Source organism: Streptomyces sp. NPDC037242, assembly GCF_055604165.1.
This window is the reverse complement of sequence record NZ_JBVJUY010000003.1, coordinates 96,934-114,670: the sequence shown is the minus strand read 5'-3', so window position 1 is coordinate 114,670 and position 17,737 is coordinate 96,934. Positions and strand designations below refer to the sequence as shown.

19 protein-coding genes are annotated in these 17,737 nt (G+C 73.2%); 10 read left to right on the top strand and 9 right to left on the bottom strand.

Annotated elements, in window-relative coordinates:
* The first annotated feature begins 1 nt into the window (after nucleotide 1).
* Nucleotides 2-1,159, top strand: a complete 1,158-nt coding sequence (locus tag ACZ7GJ_RS05925) for a trypsin-like peptidase domain-containing protein (protein WP_470749859.1) — start codon at nucleotides 2-4, stop codon at nucleotides 1,157-1,159.
* A 1-nt stretch (nucleotide 1,160) separates the two neighbouring features.
* The gene (locus ACZ7GJ_RS05920; protein WP_470749857.1) at nucleotides 1,161-2,240 is read left to right on the top strand and encodes a trypsin-like serine peptidase; all 1,080 of its coding nucleotides are present in this window, start codon (nucleotides 1,161-1,163) and stop codon (nucleotides 2,238-2,240) included.
* 42 nt (nucleotides 2,241-2,282) lie between these two features.
* Here ACZ7GJ_RS05920 and ACZ7GJ_RS05915 read toward each other — a convergent pair whose 3' ends face one another.
* Nucleotides 2,283-2,909, bottom strand: coding sequence for a YigZ family protein (locus ACZ7GJ_RS05915; protein WP_470749855.1), 627 nt, complete (start codon nucleotides 2,907-2,909; stop codon nucleotides 2,283-2,285).
* Between the two features lie 88 nt (nucleotides 2,910-2,997).
* Between ACZ7GJ_RS05915 and ACZ7GJ_RS05910 the strand changes: the two genes are divergently transcribed.
* On the top strand, nucleotides 2,998-3,405 hold the full coding sequence (locus ACZ7GJ_RS05910) for a CoA-binding protein (RefSeq protein ID WP_470749853.1): 408 nt from the start codon (nucleotides 2,998-3,000) through the stop codon (nucleotides 3,403-3,405).
* Here ACZ7GJ_RS05910 and ACZ7GJ_RS05905 read toward each other — a convergent pair.
* A complete protein-coding gene (locus ACZ7GJ_RS05905; RefSeq protein WP_470749851.1) occupies nucleotides 3,402-4,157 on the bottom strand; it encodes an acyltransferase in 756 nt (251 codons plus the stop codon). The genes ACZ7GJ_RS05910 and ACZ7GJ_RS05905 overlap by 4 nt on opposite strands.
* A gap of 142 nt (nucleotides 4,158-4,299) precedes the next feature.
* Here ACZ7GJ_RS05905 and ACZ7GJ_RS05900 point away from each other — a divergent pair, with 142 nt between their 5' ends.
* Nucleotides 4,300-4,845 carry a gamma carbonic anhydrase family protein gene (locus ACZ7GJ_RS05900; protein WP_470749849.1) on the top strand — a complete coding sequence of 182 codons (546 nt, stop codon included), beginning with the start codon at nucleotides 4,300-4,302 and terminating at the stop codon, nucleotides 4,843-4,845.
* Between the two features lie 60 nt (nucleotides 4,846-4,905).
* Here the strand turns inward: ACZ7GJ_RS05900 and ACZ7GJ_RS05895 are convergent, their stop codons facing one another.
* From ACZ7GJ_RS05895 to ACZ7GJ_RS05885, 3 genes are all read right to left on the bottom strand, one after another.
* Nucleotides 4,906-5,559 (bottom strand): DedA family protein, encoded by a 654-nt coding sequence (locus ACZ7GJ_RS05895; RefSeq protein ID WP_470749847.1) that lies wholly within the window; start codon nucleotides 5,557-5,559, stop codon nucleotides 4,906-4,908.
* 40 nt (nucleotides 5,560-5,599) lie between these two features.
* Entirely contained in the window at nucleotides 5,600-8,119 is a 2,520-nt protein-coding gene (locus tag ACZ7GJ_RS05890) for a glycoside hydrolase family 3 protein (RefSeq protein WP_470749845.1), read from the bottom strand.
* 156 nt (nucleotides 8,120-8,275) lie between these two features.
* Nucleotides 8,276-8,728 (bottom strand): DUF4442 domain-containing protein, encoded by a 453-nt coding sequence (locus tag ACZ7GJ_RS05885; RefSeq protein ID WP_327363359.1) that lies wholly within the window; start codon nucleotides 8,726-8,728, stop codon nucleotides 8,276-8,278.
* A 95-nt stretch (nucleotides 8,729-8,823) separates the two neighbouring features.
* On the opposite strand from ACZ7GJ_RS05885, the gene ACZ7GJ_RS05880 reads away from it, so the two are divergent.
* Together ACZ7GJ_RS05880 and ACZ7GJ_RS05875 are read left to right on the top strand one after the other, a co-directional pair.
* On the top strand, nucleotides 8,824-9,867 hold the full coding sequence (locus tag ACZ7GJ_RS05880) for a DUF8017 domain-containing protein (RefSeq protein WP_470749843.1): 1,044 nt from the start codon (nucleotides 8,824-8,826) through the stop codon (nucleotides 9,865-9,867).
* Nucleotides 9,868-9,936: 69 nt separating this feature from the next.
* A complete protein-coding gene (locus ACZ7GJ_RS05875) occupies nucleotides 9,937-11,247 on the top strand; it encodes an MFS transporter (protein WP_470749841.1) in 1,311 nt (436 codons plus the stop codon).
* On the opposite strand, the gene ACZ7GJ_RS05870 is transcribed toward ACZ7GJ_RS05875, so the two are convergent.
* The 4 genes from ACZ7GJ_RS05870 to ACZ7GJ_RS05855 form a co-directional block, all read right to left on the bottom strand.
* Nucleotides 11,234-12,025: a spermidine synthase gene (locus ACZ7GJ_RS05870; protein WP_470750084.1), complete on the bottom strand. Its 792-nt coding sequence runs from the start codon at nucleotides 12,023-12,025 to the stop codon at nucleotides 11,234-11,236. The two genes, ACZ7GJ_RS05875 and ACZ7GJ_RS05870, sit on opposite strands and share 14 nt — an antisense overlap.
* Before the next feature lie 78 nt (nucleotides 12,026-12,103).
* Nucleotides 12,104-12,949: a patatin-like phospholipase family protein gene (locus tag ACZ7GJ_RS05865; RefSeq protein WP_470749840.1), complete on the bottom strand. Its 846-nt coding sequence runs from the start codon at nucleotides 12,947-12,949 to the stop codon at nucleotides 12,104-12,106.
* An 80-nt stretch (nucleotides 12,950-13,029) separates the two neighbouring features.
* Nucleotides 13,030-14,211, bottom strand: a complete 1,182-nt coding sequence (gene tuf, locus ACZ7GJ_RS05860; protein WP_470749838.1) for an elongation factor Tu — start codon at nucleotides 14,209-14,211, stop codon at nucleotides 13,030-13,032.
* A gap of 249 nt (nucleotides 14,212-14,460) precedes the next feature.
* The gene (locus ACZ7GJ_RS05855; protein ID WP_470749836.1) at nucleotides 14,461-15,177 is read right to left on the bottom strand and encodes a DNA alkylation repair protein; all 717 of its coding nucleotides are present in this window, start codon (nucleotides 15,175-15,177) and stop codon (nucleotides 14,461-14,463) included.
* Between the two features lie 49 nt (nucleotides 15,178-15,226).
* Between ACZ7GJ_RS05855 and ACZ7GJ_RS05850 the strand changes: the two genes are divergently transcribed.
* From ACZ7GJ_RS05850 to ACZ7GJ_RS05835, 4 genes are all read left to right on the top strand, one after another.
* Nucleotides 15,227-15,943 (top strand): TVP38/TMEM64 family protein, encoded by a 717-nt coding sequence (locus tag ACZ7GJ_RS05850; protein WP_470749834.1) that lies wholly within the window; start codon nucleotides 15,227-15,229, stop codon nucleotides 15,941-15,943.
* A gap of 48 nt (nucleotides 15,944-15,991) precedes the next feature.
* Nucleotides 15,992-16,870 carry an undecaprenyl-diphosphate phosphatase gene (locus tag ACZ7GJ_RS05845; RefSeq protein ID WP_470749832.1) on the top strand — a complete coding sequence of 293 codons (879 nt, stop codon included), beginning with the start codon at nucleotides 15,992-15,994 and terminating at the stop codon, nucleotides 16,868-16,870.
* Nucleotides 16,871-16,983: 113 nt separating this feature from the next.
* Nucleotides 16,984-17,160 (top strand): hypothetical protein, encoded by a 177-nt coding sequence (locus tag ACZ7GJ_RS05840; RefSeq protein ID WP_470749830.1) that lies wholly within the window; start codon nucleotides 16,984-16,986, stop codon nucleotides 17,158-17,160.
* Between the two features lie 69 nt (nucleotides 17,161-17,229).
* The gene (locus ACZ7GJ_RS05835; protein ID WP_470749829.1) at nucleotides 17,230-17,700 is read left to right on the top strand and encodes a nuclear transport factor 2 family protein; all 471 of its coding nucleotides are present in this window, start codon (nucleotides 17,230-17,232) and stop codon (nucleotides 17,698-17,700) included.
* Nucleotides 17,701-17,737 lie beyond the last annotated feature (37 nt).

The window sequence follows — 17,737 nt, the reverse complement described above, 5'->3', positions numbered from 1 at the left end:
CATGAGCGCGACACCGTATCTGCCGACCGAAGAGATCTATGCGATCGCGGATGCCGCCATGGAGGCCGATCTGGCCGGCCAGCGCCAACTGCTGTTCATCGGCATCTCGCCGCAGTACAAGAACTTCCTGCCCGACGACATCGGCGGCCCCTACCAGCAGGTGCTCTCCGACCTGAACGCGATGAACCAGGTGGAACGGCTCGTCGACTCCAGCGTCCCCCTCCAGCAGTGGCTGGAGAACGCCCTCAGGCTGACCCCGGTGGCGACCGCGGTCGCCGTCTTCGACCGCGCCCTGGACGCGGTGGTCCGCAAGTCGACGGGCGAGCCCGACGTGGCCCCCGTGGTGTTCACCGGGGAGACCAAGGAGGAGGTCATCTTCCGGGACGACACGGTTCCGTTCCTCTTCCTGCAGGGCGGCGACGTGGCCGGCCGCGCCGTGGCCCGGATCAAGGTCTCCCCGTACCAGGCAGGCGCCCCGCAGCCCAACGCCTTTCCGCACGCGGGAACCGGCTGGCTGATCGCCCCGAACCTGCTCGTCACCAACCACCACGTGGTGAGCGCGCGGAACCGCACCGGGCCGGAGCGGGTCGTGGTGGACCCCGCCGACCTGCAACTACAGGCACAGAACTCCACGTGCCGCTTCGACTACCTGGACGACGTCTCGCAGACCGAGGAGGTGCCCGGCGGCGCCCTGCTCGCCTCGGACGAGGCCCTCGACTACGCGGTCCTGCGGCTGGCGGACGGCCGGACCGCCCAGCAGACCGTCCTGCGGGTGGCCACCGAACCGCTGAAGGTGACCGGGGACCAGCCGGTGGCGGTCAACGTCATCCAGCACCCGGGCGGCCAGCCCAAACGGATCGCCCTGCGCAACAACCTCGTCTACGAAGCGGACGAGCGGGACCTGCGCTACTTCACCGACACCCGCGCCGGCTCCTCGGGATCGCCCGTCCTCACCGACGACTGGACCGTGGTCGCGCTGCACCGCGGCGCCCGCCGGGTCGAGGACGTCAACTTCCAGGGCAAGAGCACGGCGTTCGTGAACGTCGGCACCCAGATGAGCAGCGTCCTGCGCCATCTGCAGGAGAACAGCCCCGAGGTGTACGCCGAGATCACGGCGGCACAGGCAGCGCTCGCCGGACCGATGGAACCGGAGGTGTGAAATGGCCAGGCGTTCACCCGTGGCGACCGACCCGGCGCAGGTCTTCGACGACCTGGCGGCCGTCGCCGCACGCATCCGCGACCGCCTGGGCGCGGAGATCCCCGAGTCCGTCGAGGAGCTCCCCGACGCAGGCGCCGCCGCCCCGGCCGGGCAGATATCCCGGTTCGCCCGGGAGGAGCGGGACCGGGTGCTGGCGGCGGGGGCCCGGGGGCTGGAGAAGATGGCCGAGGGCCGCGAGGACGAGATCGACGAGGACGAGTACTTCGGGGTGGAGGCCATCGTCCTGCTGGAGGGCCGCCCCGCGCTGCTGGTGCAGGGCCAGGACTTCGCCACGCCGACGGGCGACTGGGCAGTGCTCGACGGGCACCGCGCCCCCATCCGGGAGTCCATCGCCCGGGTCGGCCGGGTGGAGGTGACCGGGCACCCCTCCCTGGACTGGGTGGGCACCGCCTTCCTCGTCGGCCCGGAGGTGGTGATGACCAACCGCCATGTGGCCGCCGAGTTCACCCGCAGCGACGGGAACTCCGGCTGGGTCTTCCGGTCGGGCATGACGGCCCGGGTGGACACCGCGGAGGAACTGCCGCTCGCGGGCTCGGCCCCGGGTGACGGCTCCTTCGAGTACGAGGTCACCGAGGTGCTGGGCATCCACCGCGAGGCGGACATGGCCCTGCTGCGGGTGGCCCCGACCGCGCGGGGCAGCGGCTCCCTGCCCACCCCGCTGGCGGTGGCCGCCGAGGCTCCGGCCGACCTGGCCGGGCGGCCGGTGTACGTGATCGGCTACCCGGCCGCGGACGGCCGCCGCAACGAGCCCGAGTCCATGCGGCGCATCTTCATGGACATCTACAACGTCAAGCGGCTGCAGCCGGGTACGGCCACCGAGCTGGTCGCGGGCCGGCTCACGATGAAGCACGACTGCTCGACCCTGGGCGGCAACAGCGGCTCCCCGGTGTTCGACCTGACCGACCACCGGGTCCTCGGCCTCCACTACGGCGGGCGCTACCGCTCCGGCAATTTCGCGGTGCCGCTGTGGGAGATGGTCGAGGACCCGCTGCTGGGCCTCGCCGAGGTCAACTGGGTCTGACCCGGCTGCGGCGTCCGGGCGCGACCGCGCCGCTCCGCGCGCTCAGGGCGCGTACGTCTCCCCGCCGAGGGTGAGGGTGGCGCTGCCGGCCGTACTGTCGGCGAGCCAGGCCTCGAAGGCGGGCAGGTCGGCCTCCGGGAGCGCGACCTCGATCTCCACGGCGGCCCCGTAGCGCAGGTCCACCACGGTCCGGCCGGTGGAGCGCAGGTCGTTCTGGGTCTTGCCGGCCCGCTGGTGGTCGACGGTGACGGTGGCCAGCCGGTACCGGTGGCGGGTGACGGTGCCGAGCGCGTCGAGGGCCTCGCCGACTACTCCCCCGTAGGCGCGGATGAGGCCGCCGGCGCCGAGCTTCACACCGCCGTAGTACCGGGTGACGACGGCGACCGCGTAGCGGATGTCGCGCCGGGTCAGCATCTGCAGCATCGGGACCCCGGCCGTGCCGCCGGGCTCACCGTCGTCGCTGGCCTTCTGGACCGAGGCGTCGGCGCCGATCACGTAGGCGAAGCAGTTGTGTGTGGCGGTGGGGTGCTCCTTGCGGATGCGCGCGATGAACTCCTGCGCCTCCTGCTCGGTCGCGGCGGGCGCGAGCGAGCACAGGAACCGCGAGCGGTTGATCTCGGACTCGTGCATTCCCTCGCGGGCCACCGTCACGTACTGGTCTGCCTTCACCGCTCCACCCTACGGGGAATCGGACAGGTGTCCTTTCGGTTGTCAGGGCTACAGACGCAGACCAGCGCAGCAGCAGGAGGCGGCACCCGTGTACGGCGATCCGGCAACCATCCGCAAGATCCTCACCGAGCTCGGCGACACCTGGGCCGTGGTGGGCCTGTCCAACAACGAGGACCGGGCGGCGTACGGCGTGGCCCGCGTGCTCCAGCGGTACGGCAAGCGCGTGGTCCCCGTGCACCCGAAGGCCGAGACGGTCCACGGCGAGCAGGGCTACCCGTCGCTGGAGGCGATCCCGTTCAAGGTGGACGTGGTGGACGTCTTCGTGAACAGCGCCCTGGCCGGCACGGTCGCCGACGAGGCCGTGGCGGCCGGCGCGCAGGCCGTCTGGTTCCAGCTCAACGTGGTCGACGAGGCCGCCTTCGAGCGCACCCGCGCGGCCGGCCTGGACATGGTCATGGACCGCTGCCCGGCCATCGAGATCCCCGCGCTCCCCTAGGCAGTGCCCTGCTGCTCGGCCTCCGCGAGTTCGGCCAGGGCGCGCAGCTGGTCCGGCGTGACCCCGTCGGGGATCGGTACGGGGGCCGGGGAGCGCAGCGGCGGCTGCCAGCCCGTCTCGGGCTCCCAGCGGCGCACGATCCGGGCCGGCGCGCCCGCCACCACGGCGTGGTCGGGCACCTCGCCCCGTACCACGGCGCCCGCGGCCACCACCACGTTGCGGCCCAGCCGCGCCCCGGGGAGGATCACCGCGCCCGTGCCCAGCCAGCAGCCCGGCCCGATCTCGACGGGGGCGCTGCGGGGCCACTGCTTGCCGACGGGCTCGTGCGGGTCGTCGTAGCTGTGGTTGGTGGAGGTGATGTACACCCCGGGGCCGCAGAACGTGTCGTTGCCGATGGTGATCCGGGTGTCCGCGATGACGTGGCTGTCCCGGCCGATCACCACGCCGTTGCCGAGGACGAGCACGGGCTCGGTGCCGAGGTCGAGGTCCGGCATCATCCCGGCGGTGAGCGTGACCTGCTCGCCGATGATGCAGTGGTCGCCGAGGCGGATCCACGGCTCGCCGAAGACCGTGCCCTGCGGGAAGGCGAGCCGGGTCCCGTGTCCGATCGCTGCGAACCGCAGCCGCCCGGGGGTCTGCGCGGTCACCGCGCCGGCGCGCTGCATCCACTGCCAGCCGGCGTGGACGGCGCGGTTGGCGAGCCGACGGCGCAGGGCGGTCAGTGATGAGAACGTGTTCTGGTTCTTCGGCACCCGGCCACGGTAGTGCGCCGGGCGGCGGCGGTCCGGATCGCGCTCCTGTGATCTTCACCCCATCGCGGGGCCGGCGGGCCGCGTGCCCTACCGTGCGTGGAGAGCGCGACAACGGCACGACGCAAGAACTGAGGAAGAGAACATGACGCAGCACGCGGCTCAGGCACTCGTGGCGGGTGTGGGCGGGAAGCACCCGGACGTCGACGCCGAGGCGTTCACGGCGCCCACCTCCGTGGTGATCGGTGACGTCACCCTGGCCGCGGGCGCGAGCGTCTGGTACTCGGCGGTGCTGCGCGCCGACTGCGGACCGATCGTGCTCGGCGCCGACAGCAACGTGCAGGACAACTGCACGATCCATGTGGACCCCGGCTTCCCGGTCTCCATCGGCGCGCGCGTCTCCATCGGCCACAACGCGGTGGTGCACGGCTGTACCGTCGAGGACGACTGCCTGATCGGCATGGGCGCGACCGTCCTGAACGGAGCGGTGATCGGCGCCGGCTCCCTGGTGGCGGCCCAGGCGCTGGTCCCGCAGGGCATGGTCGTCCCGCCGGGCTCGCTGGTCGCGGGCGTCCCGGCCAAGGTGCGGCGCGAGCTGTCCGAGGAGGAGCGCGAGGGCATCAAGCTCAACGCCGCCATGTACATCGAGCTGGCCAAGCAGCACCGCGCATCGGTCGCCCCGGCCGGATGACCGCCGGAGCCGAACCTGCCCGCGGCGCACCGCGGGCGGGCTCGGCGGCAGCTCAGCAGCTCAGTCGGCCAGAACGGCAGGCGCCGGCGTCTGCGTCTGCGACGCCGCCTTGGCCGCCTTCTTCATGCGGTTGCGGATCATGACCGTCACCGCCATGCCGAACAGCAGGGCCACCACGAGCGCCGCCCAGGAGAAGCCCTTCAGCCAGGGCTCCGCCACCTTCCCGATCGTGTAGATGACCGCCGTCGTGCCGCCGGCCCACAGGATGCCGCCGAGGATGTTGGCGATCAGGAAGCGCCAGTACGGCATGTGCAGCACCCCCGCCAGCGGCCCGGCGAAGATCCGCAGGAGCGCGACGAACCGCCCGAAGAAGACGGCCCACATGCCCCACTTCTCGAAGGAGCGCTCCGCCACCGCCACCTGGTCCGGCCCGAAGTGCTTGGGGAACCTGCGGCCCAGCCGGTCCAGCAGCGGCTGTCCGCCCTTGCGTCCGATCGCGTAGCCGATCGAGTCGCCCACGATCGCCCCGGTGGTCGCGCAGATCCCCAGCACCACGGGGTCGATCTCGCCGTTCTGGGAGGCCAGCAGCGCGGAGCTGACCAGGATGATCTCCCCCGGCAGCGGGATGCCGAGGCTCTCCAGCCCGATGACCAGCCCCACCAGGAGGTAGATGCTCACCGCCGGAATCGTCTCCAGCCAGTCCTGGATGTCCACCGGTACGTCCTCCCGAGTCTTCGCATGCCGAACGGGCAGCTTATCGGCTCGCCACCACAGCCTTTGCCCTCAGCGGCAGTTCGCGGGAGGAACGGCCCGCGAACACCTCGCGGCGGCCGGAACCCAGCACCCATGCGTGCTGTTCCGGATCCCAGGAGGACAGCGCCCTGGAGTCGATGTCGAGGGTGACCCGCTGGGCCTCGCCCGGGGCCAGGGTGAGCCGCCGGTAGCCGGCCAGGGCCCGTACCGGCTGGTCGAGCGCGAGGTCGGGGGACGGCCCGAGGTACACCTGGGCCACCTCGGTGCCCTTGCGGCGCCCGGTGTTGCGGACGGTGAACTCCACGCGCAGCCCGGCCCGTTGCCCGTGGCCGCCGCCGGGCCGGACCGTCAGCTTCTCGTACTCCCACGTCGTGTACGAGAGCCCGTGCCCGAACGGGAACAGCGGAGTCACGTGCTGGGCGTCGTACCAGCGGTGGCCGACGTGGACGCCCTCGGTGTACTCCTGGCGGCCGCCCACCCCCGGATAGCGCAGCGCGTCCCCGCCGACCGGGGTGGCGCGCTCGTCGGCCGGGAAGGTCTGGGTCAGCCGGCCGCCCGGGTCCACGTCGCCGAAGAGGATGTCGGCCGTCGCGCCCGCACCCTCCTGGCCCGGGTAGTACATCTGGAGGACCGCTCCGGTACGGGAGAGCCACGGCATCGTCGTACTGGAGGACGTGTTGAGCACGACGGTCGTACGCGGGTTGGCGGCGGCGACCGCTTCGATGAGCGCCGCCTGCCCGCCCGGCAGGCCGAGCGAGGTGCGGTCGCTGCCCTCGGTGGCGTCCTCGTAGGCGAAGAGCACGACGCTCCGGGCCGACCTGGCGGTCCGTACGGCCTCGGCGAGATCGGCGGCCCGGCCGGCCTTCGTGGTGTGCCGGAGCCGGAACCGCTGCCCCTTCGGCCCGCCCTCGGCGGTGACGGCCAGCCGGTGGGCACCGGCTTTGAGCGCGAGCGTACGGCGGCGCACGGTGAGCCCGTCGGGCGCGGAACCGAGCAGTCCGCCGGCGAAGTGCTCGGCGACGCCCTCCCGGACGGGGAACAGTTCGGTCCCGTCCAGCCGCACGCCGGGGCGCTGCCCCGTGTAGTGCACGAGCAGGGTCCACTCGTCGTCGGCCGCGAGGGTGAACACCGCATCGTGGCTCCAGGTGCGTCCGGCGTCCACGCTCCGGTCGTCCAGGTCCGCGGCCGGCGTCAGCAGCTTCGCCGGCAGGGGCCGCCCGTACAGGTCCTCGCCGAGGGCGTAGCGCACGGTGGAGCCGCTCCCGGCGCGTGCCCGGATGGCGGTGAGCGGGGCGGTCGCGGCGTCCGGGACCACGTGCGCGCTGCCGCCGCCGCTGACGAAGGGCGTCTGGCCGGTGGGCCCGATCACGGCGATCGAGCGGGCCGCCGCGCCGGTGAGCGGCAGGGTGGCGTGCTCGTTGCGCAGCAGCACGGCGCCCGCGGCGGCGACCCGGCGGGCGATACGGGCGCCCGCGGCGGGATCCCGCGCGGGCCGGGCGGCGGGGCGGGCCGCGAGCAGCCCGAACCGGTCCATGGTCGCCAGGATCCGGCGTACGGCGAGGTCAACGGAGGACTGGGGCACGGTGCCGCCGCGCACGGCGTCGCGCAGCGGGCCGCCGAAGTGGGTGCCGCCGGGCATCTCCATGTCGAGGCCCGCCCCGATGGCGGCGACGGTGCTGTGGGTGGCGTCCCAGTCGGACATCACCCAGCCGTCGAACCCCCAGCGGCCGCGCAGCAGTTCGTCGAGCAGCGGCTTGCTCTCGCAGGCGTAGACGCCGTTGACCTTGTTGTACGCGCCCATCACCGCCCCGGCTCCGGCGGCCACGGCGGCCTCGAAGCCCCGTAGCTCGGTCTCGTGCAGGGTCTGCTCGGCGGCGACGACGTCTACGGTGTCGCGGCCCTGCTCCTGGTTGTTGAGGGCGAAGTGCTTGACGGTGGCGATGAGCCCCTCGTCCTGGATCCCGCGGACCACTTCGGCGACGAGGTCGGCGGTGAGCCGGGGGTCCTCGGCGAAGGTCTCGAAGTTCCGCCCGGCGTAGGGGGTGCGGATGAGGTTGACCATCGGCGAGAGCAGGACGTCCTGGCCGAGCGCGCGGCCCTCGCGGCCGATGATCCGGCCGTACTCGCGGGCCAGCGCCGGGTCGAAGGCGGAGGCCAGCAGGACGGGCGCGGGCAGGGCGGTGGCCCGCTTCGCGACCCGGACCCCGGCGGGCCCGTCGGCGATCCGCAGCGGCGGGATGCCGAGGCGCGGTACGCCGGGCACGTATCCGGCCTGGCCGAGCGGGGCCGGGTCCGGCGCGCCGTGCAGCAGGGCGGTCTTCTCGTCGAGGGTGAGCCGCTCCAGCAGGGCGTCGAGCCTGGCGCTGCTGCCGGGCTCGGGGGCCGGCGCCGCGGTGGCCCCGCGCACTGCCGCGCCGGGCGGTACCGCGGCCACGCAGCCCGCGGCCCCGGCGACGGCTCCGACCACGCCTACAGCGCCGAGCAGCCGCATCGCGGAACGTCTGGACACGGCCTCGCTCATGGGGGCTCCCTGCGGCGTCGGCGTCAGTCGGCGGGAGCGGCCCGCGCCGGACCGCTCCCCCGCCCACTGTGCGCCGCGCCCCGCACGGCTCCGCTCAGACGCGCCACCGCACCGCGGAGGTTCAGCCCTGCGGCGGCTGCGGGGCGCGGGTGCGTGCTACGCGTTGGGGCGCAGCGTCCACACGACGGTCATCTCGCCCGTCACGGCCTCGTCCTCGCGCTGGATGGCGATGGTGACGGGGAACTCGGGGCGGCCGCCCGCGTCGAGTTCGGCGACGACCTCGGCGGCCGGGCGGCCGAGGGTGGCGGTGGCCGTGACGACGCCCTTGGCGAGCTTCTTGTAGCCGATCTCCGCCCGCACGGCCAGGGGCACGGCGCGCGAGAGCTGGTCACCGAAGGCGGCCAGGACTATGGCACCGCTCGCGGACTCCGCGAGGGTGAACATGGCGCCGGCGTGCGGGCCGCCGACGTGGTTGTGGTAGTCGGGCTGGTCCGGCAGCCGGACGACCGCGCGCTCGGGGGTGGTCTCCAGGAACTGGAGGTTCAGGGTCCGGGCCATCGGCACCGTCGCGGCGAGCAGTTCGCCCACGTTCATCTGGTCTGCGCTCATGGGACGCCATGTTACCCACGAGTAAGTAGCCTTGGCCAGACCTGACAGGGGGCGGCCGTGGATACCGGCGGCCGCTCCCACTATCGTTACCGGCCATGTGGCCAGGACAGCAGCAGCCGCCCGGGGGCGAACAGAACCCCCAGGACGCGCATCAGAATCCGTACCAGCAGCAGCCGGGACAGCCGAACCCGTACCAGCAGCAGCCGGCATACGGCGAGCAGCCGCCCGGCTACGGGTACCCGCAGCAGCCGGGGTACCAGCAGCCCCCGACGGTTCCCGTCCCGCAGTGGGGCCCGCCGCAGCAGGCCGCCCCGCAGCCGCCGGCCGGCGGCGGGAGCCCCTTCGCGACCAGGACCGTCGCCATCGTCGCCGCCGCGGCGGTGGTCGTGGCGGCCGCCGGCACCGGGGCCTTCGTACTGACCCGTGACGACAAGTCGACCAACGAGGCCGACAACAAGCCGAGCGCCTCCTCCTCGGCGCCCGTCGCCCCCACCTCGGCCGCGCCGGCCCCCACGGGCGCCAACCCGCGGGCCGGCGGCGACGTCAAGCCGGTCGTCCCGGGCTGGAAGGTGGTCATCAACCCGAAGTACGGCACCGCCTTCGACGTCCCGCCGGAGTGGAACGTCCTGACCTCAGGGACGTCCATCGGCTTCGAGGACGAGGGCAAGAAGGACGGCTCGGCCATCGTCATGATGTCCGCCCCCGCCCGCCTCAAGGACGAGTGGTGCAAGGTCGACTCCGACATGAACGGCAGCGAGGAGAAGACCGCGCTGGCCGGCACCGGCACCAAGGGCGGCCAGGGCGCCAAGGACACGGCCGAGGCCGCGTACAACGAGGCCGGCAACTGGGCCTTCGCCGGGTACGCGCAGAAGGCGCCCAAGGGCACGACCAAGGTGGTCGCCGCCAAGGAGTACACCACCGCATCCGGTCTCAAGGGGCACGTGGCGACCGCGACCGTGAGCGGCCTGCCGAAGGAGAACAAGTGCTCTTCCGACGGCAAGTCCATCGCCTTCAGCTTCAAGACCGCCAACGGTGACTTCTCCAGCTGGATCCTCTACGGCGCCGCCGGCGTCGAGGGCGAGGTCTCGCAGGAGACGTACGAGAAGATCCTGAGCACGGTCCGCCTCACCACCAGCTGACCCGTCACGGAACCCCTCCGGGCCGGAAATCCGTTTGGATTCCCGGCCCGGAGCGGGGATAGTCCGGGGGTGAGTCCTCCCTTCGCCGCCGCTTCAGGTACATCCGCACCGCACCGCCGCCGACCCGCGTGGGCCGGACGCAACTACACCCTTCTGACGGGTGCCGCGGTCGTCACGAACCTCGGCAGCCACGGAGCCCTCATCGCGGCCGCCTTCGCCGTGCTGGAGGCCGGCGGGTCCGGCGGGGACGTGGGCCTCGTGGCCGCCGCCCGCACCCTGCCCCTCGTCCTCTTCCTGCTCATCGGCGGCGCCCTCGCCGACCGGCTGCCGCGGCACCGCGTGATGGTCGCGGCCAACGCCCTGAACTGCCTCTCGCAGGCCGCCTTCGCCGTGCTCGTCCTCGCCGGGGACCCGCAGCTGTGGCAGATGATGCTGCTCACCGCGCTGTGCGGAACCGGTACCGCCTTCTTCAACCCGGCCGCCGAGGGCATGCTGCTCTCCAGCGTCTCCGGCGAGCACTCCAACCGCGCCTTCGCGCTGTTCCGCATGGCGATGAACGGCGCGGGCATCGGCGGCGCCGCACTCGGCGGAGCCATGATCGCGGCGATGGGACCCGGCTGGGTACTGGCCGTGGACGCGGCGGCCTTCGCCGTCGCCGGCGCCCTGCGCGCCTTCCTCGACGTCGGTCATGTCGCGGACCGGGCCCCCGGCGGCGGACTGCTGGCCGACCTGCGCGAGGGCTGGGTGGAGTTCAGTACCCGGCCGTGGCTGTGGGGCATCGTGCTCCAGTTCTCCGTCGTCGTCGCCGTCGTCGGCGCCGCCGAGTCGGTCTACGGGCCGCTGGTCGCACGGGACCGATTGGGCGGGCCGGCCCCCTGGGGCGTGGCACTGGCCTTCTTCGGGATGGGCACCATCGCCGGGGCCGTCCTGATGATGGTGTGGAAACCCCGGCGGCTGCTGCTGGTCGGCACCCTCTGCGTGTTCCCGCTGGCGCTCCCGTCGGCGGGCCTGGCGGTGCCGCTGCCCGTCTGGGGCCTGTGCGCGGTGATGTTCGTGAGCGGCGGCGCCATCGAGGTGTTCGGCGTGAACTGGATGACGACCATGCACCAGGAGATACCCGAGGACAAGTTCTCCCGGGTCTCCGCCTACGACTGGTTCGGCTCGGTGTCGATGCTTCCCCTGGCCACGGCCGTCGCGGGTCCCGTCGAAACCGCCGTAGGCCGTACCCAGGCCCTGTGGGGCTGCGCGGCGCTGGTCGTCGTCGTGACCGCCGCGGTCCTCGCCGTCCCGGACGTCCGCCGCATGACGCGCAGGCCGTCGCCCGTGAAGGCCTCCTCCGCCTCCTCGCCCCTCGCCGAGGTCCCGGCTATCCCAGGCTGAAGGCGCCCTCCGGCGGCGGCGGGGACGCCACGGCGTCCGCGTCGGCCACCGGAGCCGCGCCCCGCATCAACCGCGCCAGGGACGCGCCCGCCTCCACCCGGGCGGGGAAGGCGTCCGCCGCGCACCGCCGCGACAGGGCGGCCAGCGGGAGTTCCGCGTCCGAGGCCAGCAGCACCGCGTTGCCGAACCGCCTGCCCCGCAGCACCGACGGCTCCGCGACCAGGGCGAGCTCCCCGAACACGGCCGCGAAGTTGGCCAGCTGGGCACGCAGGAAGTCGAAGGGCGCCCCGTCGGCCAGGTTCGCCGCGTACAGCCCGCCGGGCCGCAGCGCGCGGGCCGCCGCCCGCGCGTACTCCACCGAGGTGAGCTGCGCCGGGACCCGGGAGCCGCCGAACACGTCGGCCACCAGGACGTCCGCGCCCGCCGCCGGGGCGGCCTCCAGCCAGGCCCGCGCATCGGCGGCGTGCACCGTGACACCGGAGCCCTGCGGCAGCGGGAGGTGCTCCGCGACGAGTTCCACCAGCGCGGCGTCGAACTCGACCACCTGCTGCCGGGACCCCGGCCGCGTCGCCGCGGCGTAGCGCGGCAGCGTCAGCGCGCCCCCGCCCAGGTGCACCAGGTCCAGCGCCGCGCCCGGCTCCGCCGCGCAGTCCAGTACGTGCGCGAGACGGCGCACGTACTCGAACTCCAGGTGCTCCGGGTCGTCGAGGTCCACGTACGACTGCGGAGCCCCGTCCACGGTCAGCAGCCAGGCCCGCTCGCCGTCCACGTCCGGCATCAGCTTGGCGGTGCCCTGGCCCACGTCCCGGATCACCGGGATCTGTTCGTCGCTCACCGCTCCATTGTCCGGCCCGGGTCAGCCGGTCCAGACCGCTGCCGCCTCGGCGGCGTGCTCGGCGGCCTGCGCCAGCCCCGCGCGCGCTGCCGGATCCCGCCGGGCCGGGTCGAGCACATTGCGCCCGAAGGCCTTGCGGGCCGCTGCCGACGGGGTGATCAGCAGCACCCGGGCGCCCGCCTTCCGCAGCTGGGCGGCCTGTGCGGCCGGCGAGGGGACGAGTCCGGATCCGAGCGAGATCGGGGCGATGACCACCACCCGCGCGTAGCCGGCGGCCAGGTCGGCGTTGGTGGCGGAACGGACCCCTCCGTCGATGAAGCGACGCCCGCCGACCGTCACCGGCGGCCACACCCCGGGCACCGCGCAGCTCGCCGAGACCGCGTCGACCAGCCCGGCGCCGCTGTCCCGGTCGAAGTCGGCCGGCTCTCCGGTCAGGGCGTCCACGGCGGTGACGACGAGCCGTCGCTCGGGCCACTCGTGCGAGACCAGCCGGGCCGCCAGTACCCTGCGCCGGTCCGCCTCCGCCCCGGTGTCGGCGGCCAGCGCGAAGGCGCCGACCCGCTGCCGGTAGGCCGTCGCGTTCCGCGAGCGCACCATCGCCATGGCGTGGCGCGCGAAGACCCCCGCCCCCAGCTTCGCCGCGGCCTCGCCCGCGGGATCGCCGAGCTGGCGCTCGTAGAGCTCCTGCGCGGTGAGCAGTCCGGAGGTCAGCTGGGCGCCGACGACGGACCCCGCCGAGGTGCCGACGACGAGGTCCGCCGTGGTGAGGTCCACGCCCGCGCGGGCGAGGCCGTAGAGGATCCCGCACTCCCAGCCCACGCCGGTCAGTCCTCCGCCGCCCAGCACCAGTGCCGTCTCGCCCGTCATCGCCGCCCGCCCCTCCGCTCGTGCCCGTGGTGACGGCAGTCTGGCGCAACCGGACCGCCGTCACCACGGCGGGGGCGGGATCAGCCGAGTACGGCGGTCACCGTCCCCGCGCCGACCGTGCGCCCGCCCTCGCGGATCGCGAAGCCGAGCCCGGCCTCCAGCGGGGTGTCCCGCCCGAGCTCGACGGTCATCGCCACCGTCTCGCCCGGCCGGGCCACGCCGGCCTCGCCGAGGTCGACGTCCCCGACCACGTCGGCGGTCCGGATGTAGAACTGCGGCCGGTACCCGCTGGCGAGAGGCGTCGTACGGCCGCCCTCGCGGGCGGACAGCACGTACACCTGCGCGGTGAAGCGCCGGCTCGGCACCACGCTGCCGGGCGCGGCCACCACGTGCCCGCGGCGCACCCCCTCGCGCGGCACCCCGCGCAGCAGCAGCGCGACGTTGTCCCCGGCCTCGGCGGACTCCATCGGCTTGCCGAAGGTCTCCAGCCCGGTGACCACCGTCTCGACCGGCTCTCCGTCGTCGCCGAGGACGGCCACCCGGTCGCCCATCCGTACGCTGCCCCGCTCGACGGCGCCGGTCACGACGGTCCCGCGCCCGGTGATGGTGAGGACGTTCTCCACCGGCAGCAGGAACGGCGCGTCCGTGTACCGCACCGGCATCGGGACGTAAGTGTCCACCGCGTCGAGCAGCGCCTCGATCGCCGCGGTCCAGCGCGGGTCGCCCTCCAGCGCCCCGAGCCCGGAGACCCGTACGACCGGCGCGCCGTCCCCGCCGTAGCCGTTGGCGGTGAGCAGCTCGCGGACCTCCAGCTCGACCAGGTCGGTGAGCTCGGGGTCCCCGGCGTCGGCCTTGTTGAGGGCCACCACGATGTGGTTGACGCCGACCTGGCGGGCGAGGAGGACGTGCTCGGCGGTCTGTGGCATGACCCCGTCGAGCGCGGAGACGACGAGGATCGCGCCGTCGAGCTGCGCGGCGCCGGTGACCATGTTCTTGACGTAGTCGGCGTGGCCGGGCATGTCGACGTGGGCGTAGTGGCGGGTGTCGGTCTCGTACTCGACGTGCGTCAGGTTGATGGTGATGCCGCGCCGGGCCTCCTCGGGGGCCCGGTCGATGCGGTCGAACGGCACGAATGAGGCGCCGCCGCGCTCGGCGAGGACCTTGGTGATGGCGGCGGTGAGGGTGGTCTTGCCGTGGTCGACGTGACCCATGGTGCCGATGTTGAGGTGCGGCTTGGTCCGCACGAAGGCCGTCTTGGCCATGATGTTCTTCCCGTGTGATCAGAAGCTGGAACGGGACCCCTTGAGCGAGCCGACCCTCCCCCTGTGGGGTCCGCCGGACTGTCCGGGAAGGGTCAGCTTCGTGCGCCGCCGAGTGCTGCGGGCGCTTCTGCGAGGACGGCAGCCTTCGGCGCGTCCGCGACTGCGGACGGCGCTGCGGGGAAGGCGTACCGGAACATGTGGCCGATCCTGCCCGAGCGGCCGCGGTCCGTCGAATGAATTCCCGCGCGGCTACAGGTTCTTGAGGGCTTCGCGCACGGAGAGCGGGGACAGCGCTTCGCGTTCGGCGGCGACGAAGGCGCGGACCGCCGCCGGGTCGGTCTTCGCGTACTCGCGCAGGCACCAGCCGATGGCCTTGCGGATGAAGAAGTCCGGATGGGCCGCCTGGCGCCGGCAGTAGGCGAAGAGCCGCCCGGTGTCCGTCGCCGACTTGTGGCGGAGCTGGTGGAGCAGGGCGGTGCGCGCCAGCCAGAGGTTCTCGTCCTCGATCCACTCGTCCATGACGGCGGCGAGGGCCGGGTCCGCGGCGACCAGCGGGCCGACCGTGTGCGCGGCGAGGGTGTCGACCGTGTCCCACCACGGGACGGTGACGATCAGGTGCCGTACGACCGGCAGGATCCCGGAGGAGCAGCGGGACACGTGCCGGCGCAGGTAGTCGGCGGCGAAGTACTGGTACTCGCGCTCCGCGAGCCCCCAGCAGCGCAGCGCGAGCGCCGCGCAGTCCGCCTCCGCCGGTGCGGGGGTGTCCTTGGTCACCGCCCTCGACAGCTCCCGCCGCAGCGGGGTGCGGATCCCGAGGAAGGGGGCCACGTCCTTCATGTACGCGGCCATGTGACGGGCCTGCTCAGGGTCGGCGGCGCCGCCGTACGCCGCCACGAGGCGCTCGGTCAGCAGGTCCGCGAGGGCGCTTCGGGGAACCCGCGGGCGCCGCCCGTCGTTCGACAGCATGAGGCCCAGATTACGGCGCGGGGCCACACCGGTCGGTTAGTCTCCCGGAATGTCCCTCCTCCTCGCGCCGTGGACCCGGCTGGCGCTGCTCGTCGTGCTGCTCGTGGCGGCCGGCGCCGGCGTGCTGCTGTACGAGCCCCAGCGCCTCCTCTCGGAGGGCTGGCCCCCGGGGCTACCCGTGGGCATGGCGGTGCTGCTGTTCGCGGCGACGTACGGGCTGTGCACGGCGGCCTTCGTGCCCCGCCCCCTGCTGAACCTGGCCGCGGGCGCCGTCTTCGGCAGCCAGTTCGGCCTGGCCGCGGCCGTCGGCGGCACGGTGCTGGGCGCCGGGATCTCCTTCGGCCTGGGCCGCATCATGGGCCAGGAGGCGCTGCGGCCCCTGCTGCGCGGCCGCTGGCTGAAGGCGGCGGACAGCCAGCTGAGCCGGCACGGGTTCCGCTCGATGCTCGCCGTCCGCATCTTCCCCGGGGTCCCCTTCGCGGCGGCCAACTACTGCGCCGCCGTATCCCGTTGCGGCTGGCTCCCCTTCCTCCTCGCCACCGCCGTCGGGACGGTTCCCAACACCGCCGCCTATGTGATCGCGGGCTCCAGCGCCTCCTCGCCCGGATCCCCCGCCTTCCTCGCCTCGTTCGGCTTCATCGCCGTATCGGGAGTGGTCGCGGCGGCCGTCGCCTGGCGCAAGCGCGACCGGCTCGCGCCCGCGCTCCCGCGCGAACTGGCGCCCCAGCACCCCCCTGTGGTCACGGCCGCACCTCACGGGCCCTAGCATCGGACGCGAACTTCCCGACGATCACAAGGACGAGCGCACCCCGACATGAGCTGGTTCGAATCCCTAATCCTCGGTCTCGTCCAAGGGCTCACGGAGTTCCTCCCGATCTCCTCCAGCGCCCACCTGCGGCTGACCGCGGCGTTCGCCGGCTGGCACGACCCGGGTGCGGCCTTCACGGCGATCACTCAGATCGGCACCGAGGCCGCCGTGCTGATCTACTTCCGCAAGGACATCGCGCGGATCATCTCGACCTGGTTCCGGTCGCTGTTCACCCCGGCGCTGCGCTCCGAGCAGGACGCCAAGATGGGCTGGCTGGTGATCGTCGGCTCCATCCCCATCGGCGTCCTCGGCCTCGCCTTCAAGGACCAGATCGAGGGCCCGTTCCGCGACCTGCGGCTGATCGCCACCACCCTGATCGTGATGGGCATCGTGCTGGGCATCGCCGACCGGCTGGCCGCGCGCGACGAGGAGGGCGGCCGGCACCGCGCCATCCGGGAGCGCAAGACGCTCAAGGAACTGGGCGTCAAGGACGGTCTGATCTTCGGTCTCTGCCAGGCGATGGCGCTGATCCCGGGCGTCTCCCGCTCCGGCGCGACGATCTCCGGCGGTCTGCTCCTCGGCTTCACGCGTGAGGCGGCGGCCCGCTACTCCTTCCTCCTCGCCATCCCCGCCGTCCTGGCGTCGGGCGTGTTCGAGATCAAGGACGTGGTCGAGGACCCGGGCCACATCTCCTGGGGGCCGACGATCTTCGCGACCGCCATCGCCTTCTTCGTGGGCTACGCCGTCATCGCGTGGTTCATGAAGTTCATCTCCAGCAAGAGCTTCATGCCGTTCGTGATCTACCGGATCGCCCTGGGCATCGCCCTGTTCGCGCTGATCGGAACGGATGTGCTGAGCCCGCACGCCGGCGAGTCGGGCTCGTAGGCGCGACCCCGCTCACCACTTCGCATGAACCGCAGGCCGCTCGGGAACGTTCCCGGGCGGCCTGCGCGTCGTTGTCCCATAGAGACGTGAAGGCGAGCAGCAGGGGGTGTCCGATGGGGCGAGTGGTGCTGGAGCGGTTTCCGGCCGGAAGTCCGAGGGGCAGCTGGCCCGCCGAGGAGTACGCCGCGCAGCGCATGCGCGAGGGGGTTCCGGCCGAGGTGGTGATGGACCTGGCCAGTGACGCGTTCCTCGTGGTGGTGCGCCAGCGGGAGGCGCATTCGCGTCACTGACCGCCCGGACGGAGATCCGTTTCGCGCACGCCCCTTGGCCTCCGCGTTCCGCAGCCCCACACTGTCCCGATGACGCAGCGTGTGGACCTCGCGACGGTAATGGACCGGCTGGCCATCGACGAGGTGGTCACGGGTTACGCGGTGGCCGTCGACGACGGCGACTGGGAGGCGTACCGCGCCCTGTTCGCGCCGGGCGGGCGGGCCGACTACAGCTCCGCCGGCGGGCTGGAGGGGCCGGCCGGGGAGGTCGCGGACTGGCTCGCGCAGACCATGGAGCTGTTCCCGGTACGTCAGCACCTCATCGTCAACCGGCTGATCCGGCTGGCAGACCTGGGCGGCTCCCCCGGTGACTCGGCGGAGGTCCGGGCGGACTTCCTGAACCCCATGCGGTTGGCCGGGGAGGAGTTCGACGGCACGGTGACCGCGCCCAATTTCGTCGCCGCAGGGCGCTACACCTTCGCCCTCGTCCGCACCCCCTACGCCGGCTGGCGGCTCTCCCGCGTCACGGTCCACGAGAAGTGGCGCCACATGTCGGCCTGACGCGCCCGGCACCCGCCGGCTTGCACTGCTGTTCCAC

Coding starts and splice junctions, on each gene's coding strand:
- ACZ7GJ_RS05925 (WP_470749859.1), top strand. CDS start 2: ATGAGCGCGACACCGTATCTGCCGACCGAAGAGATCTATGCGATCGCG.
- ACZ7GJ_RS05920 (WP_470749857.1), top strand. CDS start 1,161: ATGGCCAGGCGTTCACCCGTGGCGACCGACCCGGCGCAGGTCTTCGAC.
- ACZ7GJ_RS05900 (WP_470749849.1), top strand. CDS start 4,300: ATGACGCAGCACGCGGCTCAGGCACTCGTGGCGGGTGTGGGCGGGAAG.
- ACZ7GJ_RS05890 (WP_470749845.1), bottom strand. CDS start 8,119: ATGAGCGAGGCCGTGTCCAGACGTTCCGCGATGCGGCTGCTCGGCGCT.
- ACZ7GJ_RS05885 (WP_327363359.1), bottom strand. CDS start 8,728: ATGAGCGCAGACCAGATGAACGTGGGCGAACTGCTCGCCGCGACGGTG.
- ACZ7GJ_RS05880 (WP_470749843.1), top strand. CDS start 8,824: ATGTGGCCAGGACAGCAGCAGCCGCCCGGGGGCGAACAGAACCCCCAG.
- ACZ7GJ_RS05870 (WP_470750084.1), bottom strand. CDS start 12,025: ATGCCGGACGTGGACGGCGAGCGGGCCTGGCTGCTGACCGTGGACGGG.
- ACZ7GJ_RS05865 (WP_470749840.1), bottom strand. CDS start 12,949: ATGACGGGCGAGACGGCACTGGTGCTGGGCGGCGGAGGACTGACCGGC.
- tuf (WP_470749838.1), bottom strand. CDS start 14,211: ATGGCCAAGACGGCCTTCGTGCGGACCAAGCCGCACCTCAACATCGGC.
- ACZ7GJ_RS05855 (WP_470749836.1), bottom strand. CDS start 15,177: ATGCTGTCGAACGACGGGCGGCGCCCGCGGGTTCCCCGAAGCGCCCTC.
- ACZ7GJ_RS05850 (WP_470749834.1), top strand. CDS start 15,227: ATGTCCCTCCTCCTCGCGCCGTGGACCCGGCTGGCGCTGCTCGTCGTG.
- ACZ7GJ_RS05845 (WP_470749832.1), top strand. CDS start 15,992: ATGAGCTGGTTCGAATCCCTAATCCTCGGTCTCGTCCAAGGGCTCACG.
- ACZ7GJ_RS05840 (WP_470749830.1), top strand. CDS start 16,984: ATGGGGCGAGTGGTGCTGGAGCGGTTTCCGGCCGGAAGTCCGAGGGGC.
- ACZ7GJ_RS05835 (WP_470749829.1), top strand. CDS start 17,230: ATGACGCAGCGTGTGGACCTCGCGACGGTAATGGACCGGCTGGCCATC.